General features: G+C 59.5%; 9 protein-coding genes. 6 read left to right on the top strand and 3 right to left on the bottom strand.

What is annotated here, in order from left to right:
• Window positions 1-1,205, bottom strand: a 1,205-nt coding sequence (locus B2W52_RS21655) for an AMP-binding protein (RefSeq protein ID WP_286804050.1), incomplete at its 3' end; no start/stop codon positions are given.
• Between the two features lie 152 nt (window positions 1,206-1,357).
• Between B2W52_RS21655 and B2W52_RS21650 the strand changes: the two genes are divergently transcribed.
• The 6 genes from B2W52_RS21650 to B2W52_RS21625 all read left to right on the top strand — a co-directional run bounded on the left by B2W52_RS21650 (window position 1,358) and on the right by B2W52_RS21625 (window position 6,601).
• Window positions 1,358-2,872 (top strand): PAS domain-containing sensor histidine kinase, encoded by a 1,515-nt coding sequence (locus B2W52_RS21650; protein ID WP_286804049.1) that lies wholly within the window; start codon window positions 1,358-1,360, stop codon window positions 2,870-2,872.
• Window positions 2,865-3,521, top strand: a complete 657-nt coding sequence (locus tag B2W52_RS21645; RefSeq protein ID WP_008170554.1) for a response regulator transcription factor — start codon at window positions 2,865-2,867, stop codon at window positions 3,519-3,521. The genes B2W52_RS21650 and B2W52_RS21645 overlap by 8 nt, the downstream gene beginning before the upstream one ends.
• A gap of 74 nt (window positions 3,522-3,595) precedes the next feature.
• A complete protein-coding gene (locus B2W52_RS21640) occupies window positions 3,596-4,402 on the top strand; it encodes a PhzF family phenazine biosynthesis protein (protein ID WP_286804048.1) in 807 nt (268 codons plus the stop codon).
• A 43-nt stretch (window positions 4,403-4,445) separates the two neighbouring features.
• Entirely contained in the window at window positions 4,446-5,639 is a 1,194-nt protein-coding gene (locus B2W52_RS21635; RefSeq protein ID WP_008170557.1) for a BaiN/RdsA family NAD(P)/FAD-dependent oxidoreductase, read from the top strand.
• Window positions 5,640-5,731: 92 nt separating this feature from the next.
• Entirely contained in the window at window positions 5,732-5,974 is a 243-nt protein-coding gene (locus B2W52_RS21630) for a patatin-like phospholipase family protein (RefSeq protein ID WP_273069183.1), read from the top strand.
• A 24-nt stretch (window positions 5,975-5,998) separates the two neighbouring features.
• Window positions 5,999-6,601: a patatin-like phospholipase family protein gene (locus B2W52_RS21625; RefSeq protein WP_273069182.1), complete on the top strand. Its 603-nt coding sequence runs from the start codon at window positions 5,999-6,001 to the stop codon at window positions 6,599-6,601.
• Here the strand turns inward: B2W52_RS21625 and B2W52_RS21620 are convergent.
• Both B2W52_RS21620 and B2W52_RS21615 read right to left on the bottom strand, forming a co-directional pair.
• Window positions 6,598-7,524 carry a universal stress protein gene (locus tag B2W52_RS21620; RefSeq protein ID WP_053114766.1) on the bottom strand — a complete coding sequence of 309 codons (927 nt, stop codon included), beginning with the start codon at window positions 7,522-7,524 and terminating at the stop codon, window positions 6,598-6,600. The genes B2W52_RS21625 and B2W52_RS21620 overlap by 4 nt on opposite strands.
• Window position 7,525: 1 nt before the next feature.
• The coding region (locus tag B2W52_RS21615) for an STAS domain-containing protein (RefSeq protein WP_286804047.1) at window positions 7,526-7,962 on the bottom strand (437 nt) is incomplete at its 5' end.

Below are 7,962 nucleotides of genomic sequence, written 5' to 3'. Positions count from 1 at the left end.
TAGCCCTTCATCACCGTATTGCCGCGCAGGAAAATCTCACCGATGGTTTTGCCGTCTTTGGGCACTGGCTCCATGGTGTTCGGGTCGCCGACCATCGTGCCTGCCAGAGTGTGATAACGAACGCCCTGACGGGCCTTTTTCCGGGCACGATCATGCAGTGGCAGCGCATCCCACTCGGATTTCCAGGCACAAACGGTTACCGGGCCATAGACTTCGGTCAGACCGTAAACGTGAGTCACCTGGATGCCCATTTCCTCGATGGCACCAATGACCTGGGCGGGGGGTGCCGCGCCTGCTGTCATGGACTTCACGTCGTGATCAATGCCGGCCTTGGCGGATTCCGGCACGTTCAGCAATGCGTTAAGCACAATCGGGGCGCCACACATGTGGGTAACCTGATGATCCCGGATCAGCTGCAGAATCTTCTCGGGATCAACCCGGCGCAGGCAGACGTGAGTGCCGGCCATGGCGGTGATGGTCCAGGGGAAACACCAACCGTTGCAATGGAACATCGGCAAGGTCCACAGGTACACCGGGTGCATGTCCATGGACCAGACTGTCTGGTTGCCGATGGCATTGATGTAGGCGCCACGGTGATGATAGACCACACCTTTTGGATTGCCGGTAGTGCCGGAGGTGTAGTTCAGAGAGATCGCATCCCACTCGTTCTCCGGGAAGCTCCACTGGAATACCGGATCCCCTTCCTGAAGGAACGCCTCGTAGTCCAGATCGCTGACCTGAACACCCTCGCCATACTCGGGATCGTCCACATCGATCACCAGCGGCTTGGTGTCCAGCCGGCTGACGGCGTCCCTGATCACCTCACCGAACTCCCGGTCGGCAATCACAACCTTGGCCTCACCGTGATCCAGCATGAAGGCGATGGCCTCAGCGTCCAGGCGAACGTTCAGGGTGTTCAGCACCGCGCCAATCATGGGCACCCCGAAATGGGCTTCCACCATCGCGGGAATATTCGGAAGCATGACGGCAACGGTATCACCGCGTCCGATGCCGCGCCCTTTGAGGGCTGATGCCAGACGGCGGCAACGTTCGTAGGTCTGCGCCCAGTTGTAACGGATGGCCCCGTGAATGACGGCGGGATACTCCGGGTAAACCGTGGCGGTACGTTCGATGAAATCAACGGGAGATTGGACGGCGTAGTTGGCGTCGACGGGCGCCAGGCCTTGATCAAATATCGAGGTCATTGCGTGGTCCTCTTGAGTACTGTTGTTCTTATGGCGTATTCAGGAATATCGCTAAACTAGCTATACTTCGGGCTGGTCAGAATAGTATTGGATAGCAAAAACACTAGAAACTATACCAACGTATTATAGTTAATTTACTATAACGATAAGCCATGAACGATTTTTCCACTCCAAGTGTATTTAGTTTGCATGACGCCGACCCGCAACCCGGTTTGATCCTGGATGCGACAGGCAGCGTTCTGGAGGGCAACCTGGCCAGCCATCATCTTTGCCAGAACGCCAACCTGACCTCGCTGTTCCATCTGCTGCCGGTCAACGTTCAGGCGCTTGTGAAGTCGTCCCTGGAGCAGGAACGATCGATCGAGAATGTGGAAGCCAGAATTCCGGCAGACACCACCGAGCGTTTCCTGGTGTGGACGTTCGTCCCCGATATCGGGAGCTCGACGGTTCTGGCGCGGGCCAGAGACGCTACAGACGAAATCATCAACCGGGAAGAAGCGACCCGCTCCAACCGTCTTTACCGGCTGATTACCGAGAACACCACCGACCTCATTTCCCGCCATGCCCCGGACGGACGGTTTATCGATGCCACGCCCGCATCCTGGCGGCTGCTGGGCTACTGGCCGGAAGAACTGAGGGGTAAGCCCCTGGAAGAAATTTTCCGGGGCGATCAGGTGGTTCAGAAGCTGGCTGAAACCCGCAACCAGCTACGGGACGACGGCTACGCCACCATGACTCTGGAGATTATTCACCGGGACGGTTCCCGCCGCTGGTTCGAGATTGCCAGCAGGGCCATTCGGGAAACCTACACTGGCGCTGTGATTGAGGTCATCAGCGTATCCCGGGATATCACCGCCCGGGTAGAGTCCGAGGAGAACAACCGCAGGCTGGCCGACGAACTCGCCCACACCGCCAGGCTCGCCACTCTGGGGGAGCTTGCCTCAAGCATTGCCCACGAGATGAACCAGCCATTGGCCACCATCGTGAACTTTGCCAGCGCCAGCCAGCGCTATCTCAAAGGCGCCCGAACCAATCCCGAATGCCTCGATCGAGTGGACGACGGCCTCCAGAAGATTGTTCACCACGCCAACCGGGCCTCGGAGGTCATCAAACGTTTGCGAGCTTTCCTGCGCAAGGGCCAGAAGCGGACCGCACCAATCGCACTGAACGAAGTCGTCAGCAATGTCGCCCGTCTTTGCCAATGGGAGGCCGAGAAAAACAAGGTGCAGATCCGAGAGAATCTGGCCTGTTGTGCGCCCGTCATCACCGCCGACCCGGTGCTGCTGGAACAGGTGCTGATCAATCTGATCCGCAACGGTATCGAAGCCACTGTTGAAGCCCGCGAGGAAGAAACCCGGAATGCACCCGCGCAGATCGTCATAACCACCTGCATCAACGACCAGAACGAAACCCTGATTGAAGTCACTGATGAAGGCCCGGGCCTGGATGAGCAGGGTATCCGCCAGATGTTCCAGCCGTTCTACACCAGCAAGCCCCAGGGGCTTGGCCTCGGGCTCTCGATGAGCCGTTCGATTATCGAAGGCTTTGGAGGCTTCCTGGACGCCAGGCCGGCAGCAACGGGCGGACTCTCCCTGATCTGCCGTTTCCCGGCCAGCCCGGGCCACAAGAACAGAACCTCGAACACGGAGATGCAGCCAGATGAGTGATCAAGCGACACCGGAAGCCACCACCGTCTATGTGGTTGACGACGACGCCGGCATGCTGGAATCCACCCAGTGGTTGCTGGAATCGGTCGGCTTGAACGTGGAAGCCTACAGCGACGGCCGGAAATTCCTGGATGCGGTTGGCAACAAGAAAGCGGGCTGCGTGGTTCTGGATGTGCGGATGCCCGGGCTGGGCGGCCTGAACGTTCAGGAGGAGCTTCAGAAGCGGGGGCTGGACCTGCCGATCATCTTTGTCTCCGGGCACGCCGACGTTCCCATTGTGGTGAGGGCGTTCAAGTCCGGGGCCTTCGATTTCATCGAGAAGCCGTTCAATGAACAACTGCTCCTGGACAGCGTCCAACAGGCGCTGCAGGAACATCAGCAGTCCGCTCCAGAGTTGCAGGGTGATGAGGCAACCGAAGCCCTGCTGGCCACCCTCACCCGCCGTGAACGGGACGTGTTCCTGCCACTGGCCCAGGGCTACACGAGCCGGGAAATCGCAGAACAGCTGGATGTCAGTGTCAAGACGATTGATCTCTACCGGGCACGAGTCATGAAACGCCTGGGCGCCGATCGCCTGCCGGATGTGACCGGCACCGCCATTGCCACCGGGCTGCTCGACCCGCTGGACCTGCGCAGGGAAAAGAACTGAACGGCAAGAACGACTCGGTACGGCACCCCCAGGCGCGTTATCATCAGTCGAAACCGCCCATCAGGAGAACAGCCATGACCTACCCCATTTACCAGGTTGATGCTTTTACCAGCAAGATTTTCGGTGGCAACCCGGCCGCGGTCATGCCGCTGGAAAGCTGGCTTCCGGACGAAACCATGCTCTCGCTTGCCATTGAGAACAACCTCTCCGAAACCGCCTTCTTCGTGCAGCTGCCTGAGGGGGACGAAGCCGATTTCCACATTCGCTGGTTCACTCCGGGCATCGAAGTACCCTTGTGTGGCCACGCCACTTTGGCCAGCGCCTGGGTCATCTTCAACAAACTTGGCTGGGACAAAGATCAGATTCGCATTCGCTCCAAAAGCGGCCCACTCTCCGTCCGGCAGGCCGATGATGGCTGGCTGGTATTGGATTTCCCGAATCTGGCTTTCGAGGAACAGAGCACGCCGGCACTGATTCGGGAAGCCCTGGATAACGCGCCTGATGCTTCGTTTTTTGTTCCAAACGACACCAATTACATGGTGGTTCTGAGGGATGAGGACGCCGTGCGATCTGCTCAACCGGATCTGCGCAAACTCAAGCAAATCGGCAATCAGGGGCTGATCATCACCGCACCTGGCAACAACTGCGATTTCGTCAGCCGCTATTTCGCTCCGGGCGCCGGTATTGATGAAGACCCGGTTACCGGCTCCATTCACAGCGTGCTCGTGCCCTACTGGTCAGAAAAACTGGGCAAGACACGGCTCGACGCCCGGCAGGTTTCAGCCCGGGGCGGCGTGCTGCACTGCGAGTTGAAGGGGGATCGGGTCGACATCGCCGGCCAGGCTGCATTCTTCATGGAAGGCTCCGTCTACCTGCCCTGAGACTGGTATACTGCCCGCCGTTTTCTTTCCAACGGCGGGCAGTATGACGGCAGTTTCAGCATCACAGTACGACGTAATCATCCTCGGCGCCGGCGCGGCGGGCCTGATGTGTGCGGCAACCGCCGGCTATCGCGGCCGCAGGGTGCTGGTGCTGGACCACGCCAACAAGCCAGGCAAGAAAATCCTCATGTCCGGCGGCGGCCGCTGCAACTTCACCAACCTGAACAGCACGCCCGCCAACTTCCTGTCGGACAACCCGCACTACTGCATTTCCGCACTCAAGCGCTACACGCCCCAGGATTTTCTGGAACTGGTAGACCGGCACGGCATTGAGCATGAGGAAAAAGCCCCTGGCCAGTTGTTCTGCAAGGACAGCGCCAAGGATATCCTCAACATGCTGCTGACCGAATGCGAGTGGGCAGGAGCAGAAGTGAGAATGAAAACAACGGTCGACCGCATTACCGAAATCGACAGCGGCTACCGCCTGAGCGTCGGCTCCGGCGATCTCACCTGTGAATCCCTGGTGATCGCCACCGGTGGCCTGTCGATTCCCACCATGGGCGCCACCGCATTCGGTTACCGGGTAGCCGAGCAGTTCGGGCTGGACATACTTCCCACCCGCGCGGGCCTGGTACCCTTTACCCTGCAGCCGGAATTGAAAGACCAGCTCGCGCCTTTGTCCGGTGTCAGTTGTCCCGTTGACGTGCAGTGCCATGACCAGCACTTCCGGGAACCGATGCTGGTCACCCATCGCGGGCTCAGTGGCCCGGCGATGCTCCAGATTTCCAGTTTCTGGGAGCCGGGCGACAGCCTGGCCATCGATCTGCTGCCGGCCTGCCGCATCAAGGATGACCTGCTGAACCTCCGGAAAACCCGCCCGCAGTCAACCATTGCAAACTACCTGACCCAGCACCTGCCAAAACGGTTTGCCCAGGCCTTCAACGAACTGCAGGGCTGGACCGGTCCCTTGCAGGGCTACAAGAACAGCGATATTGAGCAGGTTGCCGATGTCCTCGGCCATTGGTCGATCAAGCCGGCGGGAACCGAGGGCTACCGCACGGCAGAGGTTACCCTGGGGGGTGTGGATACACGCCAGCTCTCCTCCAAAACCATGGCGGTGCTGGAGAAGCCAAACCTGTATTTCATCGGTGAGGTGGTGGACGTGACCGGCCACCTCGGCGGCCATAATTTCCAGTGGGCCTGGGCTTCGGGTGTGGCGGCCGGCAACAGCGCCTGAGGGCACATCCGACTGCCCAAAGCGACCGTCGAACTGGTAAGCTGAGTTCATGTATTGGCATGACCGGAGAACACACAAGATAGGGGGAACGGATGCTCCAGACCCACAGTGACACCACAACCAGCAATGCCCTCGTTGTCGAAGGTGGCGCCATGCGCGGCATCTTCGCCGCCGGCGTACTCGATGCCTTTCTCGAAAAGCGGCATCAGCCTTTCACGGAAGCCTGGGGCGTCTCCGCGGGCTCAACCAATCTCATCGGCTACCTCTGCGGCCATCACGGCCGAAATCATCGAGTAATCACCGACCACGCCTGTCGGCCGGAATTCATCAACTGAGGGCGTTTCTTCCAGGGCGGGCATTTGTGCGATGTTCACTGGCTCTGGCATCAGTCTTACCAGGAAGTACCACTCGATCTGGAACGCTACCTGTCTGGCACCACCAAACTCTGGGTGGCAACCACGTCGGTGGTGACCGGTGAGGCCCGGTATTTTCCGGTCGACGACCAGAACATCCACAACGTGCTCACCGCCTCCTGCTCCATTCCCCTGGCCTACCGTGATTATCCAAGAGTGGAGGACGAGCCCATGAGTGATGGCGGAATTGCCGATTCCATTCCGGTTGCGGAGGCCTATCGCCGGGGAGCCCGGGATATCACGGTGGTGCTTTCCCGACCGCTGGGCTATGAGAAGAAGCCGTTGGCGTTTCCGGCGCTCACCAAGCGGATGTTCCGGGAGCAACCGGGGCTCGCCGAGGCCATAATCCGGCGGGGCGAAAGATACAACGAGACACTGGAATTCATTCGAAATCCGCCGGAGGACTGCCGGCTCCGGATTATCGCGCCACCGGAGGATTTTCCGGTAAGCCGGTTGACCACGGATCTGAACAAGCTGGATCTGGGGTATCAGCAAGGCCACCGCGCGGCGATGGCCTATCTGGCCGAATTGGCCCAGGAAGTAACCTAGCGAAGCACCACCAGGGGCTTTTTGGCGGTTTTCAGCATCGTGGTGGTTGTACTGCCCACCAGGAACTGACGGATGCGGGAGTGCCCATAGGCGCCCATCACCAGGATGTCGATGTCGTGTTCTTCCTGGTAGGCGTGCAACGCGGGTTCCACATCCCCGGCCCGGATCGCCAGAGTGATCTCGGATTCCAGACCTGCCAGCATTTTCTCGGCTTTCCTGAGCTGCTCCCAGCGGTCGTTGGTGTCCGGTCCAACCATCACCAGATGCAACGGCATGCCTTTCAGAACCGGGCTGCCAGCCAGCAATTCCACGCCCTTGAACGCCGTAGCGCTGCCATCGAAGGCCAGCATGGCGCTGCGGGGCTGGGTATAGTCGTCCGGCACCAGGAGAATCGGGCGGTGCATGCTGCGAATCACCGTCTCCAACTGACTGCCGATGTGGGTGTCACGCTCGGAACTGCTTTCACCGTGCAGCCCCATGACCAGCAGGCGGGTCTGATTCTCCAGCGCCAGCAGAGACTCGGTCAGGTCACCATGGCGCTGACGCTGCACCACGTCATTGATACCGGATTCGCTGACCCGCTTTGCCGCTTCGTCCAGCATGTGGTGGCCGTGTTCCAGGGCCAGCTTGGCGCGCTTGCGGTCCAGCTCTGCCAGGTCTTCGAGCAGCTGTTCACGGCTGCCCAGACCAATGTTGCCAGCCAGATCCGGCTCCGCCGGATAACGTTCCTCGTCCAGCACGTGCAGCAGCATCATGGGCGTTTCCATGTGCTTGCTGGCCCAGGCTGCGTAATCGCAAACCGCCGGCGCCGCCTGGGAGCCATCAATACAGGCAACTACTCGTAACATCTCAACCTCGCCTTCATGATCCTTGTGATTGTTATTCTGACTGCGATCGCTGTTGGATTCCTTGGTCTGTGTCATGTCAGTGCCCCATCAGCTGGTCAACGGCGTCCGGCTTGTCGTGCACGCCAAAGCGGTCAACAATCGTGGCACTGGCTTCATTCAGCCCGATAACCTCAACTTCCGCGCCTTCCCGGCGGAACTTGATGACCGCCTTGTCCAGGGCACCGACTGCGGTGATATCCCAGAAATGGGCCCGGCTCAGATCAATGACCACATTATCGACTGCTTCCTTGAAATCAAAGGATTCCGTGAATTTTTCCGAGGAACTGAAAAACACCTGGCCCACCACTGTGTAGGTGCGGGTATCGCTTGCTTCATCCAGCTCAGAGGTCACCAGCATGTAATGGCCAACTTTGTTGGCAAAAAACAGGGCCGCCAGCAGGACGCCGGGCACCGCGGCGCGGGTTACGATTCGCATCTTCGGATTGTAGGCCAGCGGCCGGCGGTCCCCACCCC

This window comes from Marinobacter sp. UBA2498 (genome assembly GCF_002341575.1).
GTDB lineage: Bacteria > Pseudomonadota > Gammaproteobacteria > Pseudomonadales > Oleiphilaceae > Marinobacter > Marinobacter manganoxydans.
This window is presented reverse-complemented; position numbering and strand designations above follow the sequence as displayed.

Excerpts from the sequence above, each read along its gene's own strand:
- B2W52_RS21620 (WP_053114766.1), bottom strand. The coding sequence starts at position 7,524 with ATGACACAGACCAAGGAATCCAACAGCGATCGCAGTCAGAATAACAAT.
- B2W52_RS21630 (WP_273069183.1), top strand. The coding sequence starts at position 5,732 with ATGCTCCAGACCCACAGTGACACCACAACCAGCAATGCCCTCGTTGTC.
- B2W52_RS21645 (WP_008170554.1), top strand. The coding sequence starts at position 2,865 with ATGAGTGATCAAGCGACACCGGAAGCCACCACCGTCTATGTGGTTGAC.
- B2W52_RS21635 (WP_008170557.1), top strand. The coding sequence starts at position 4,446 with ATGACGGCAGTTTCAGCATCACAGTACGACGTAATCATCCTCGGCGCC.
- B2W52_RS21650 (WP_286804049.1), top strand. The coding sequence starts at position 1,358 with ATGAACGATTTTTCCACTCCAAGTGTATTTAGTTTGCATGACGCCGAC.
- B2W52_RS21640 (WP_286804048.1), top strand. The coding sequence starts at position 3,596 with ATGACCTACCCCATTTACCAGGTTGATGCTTTTACCAGCAAGATTTTC.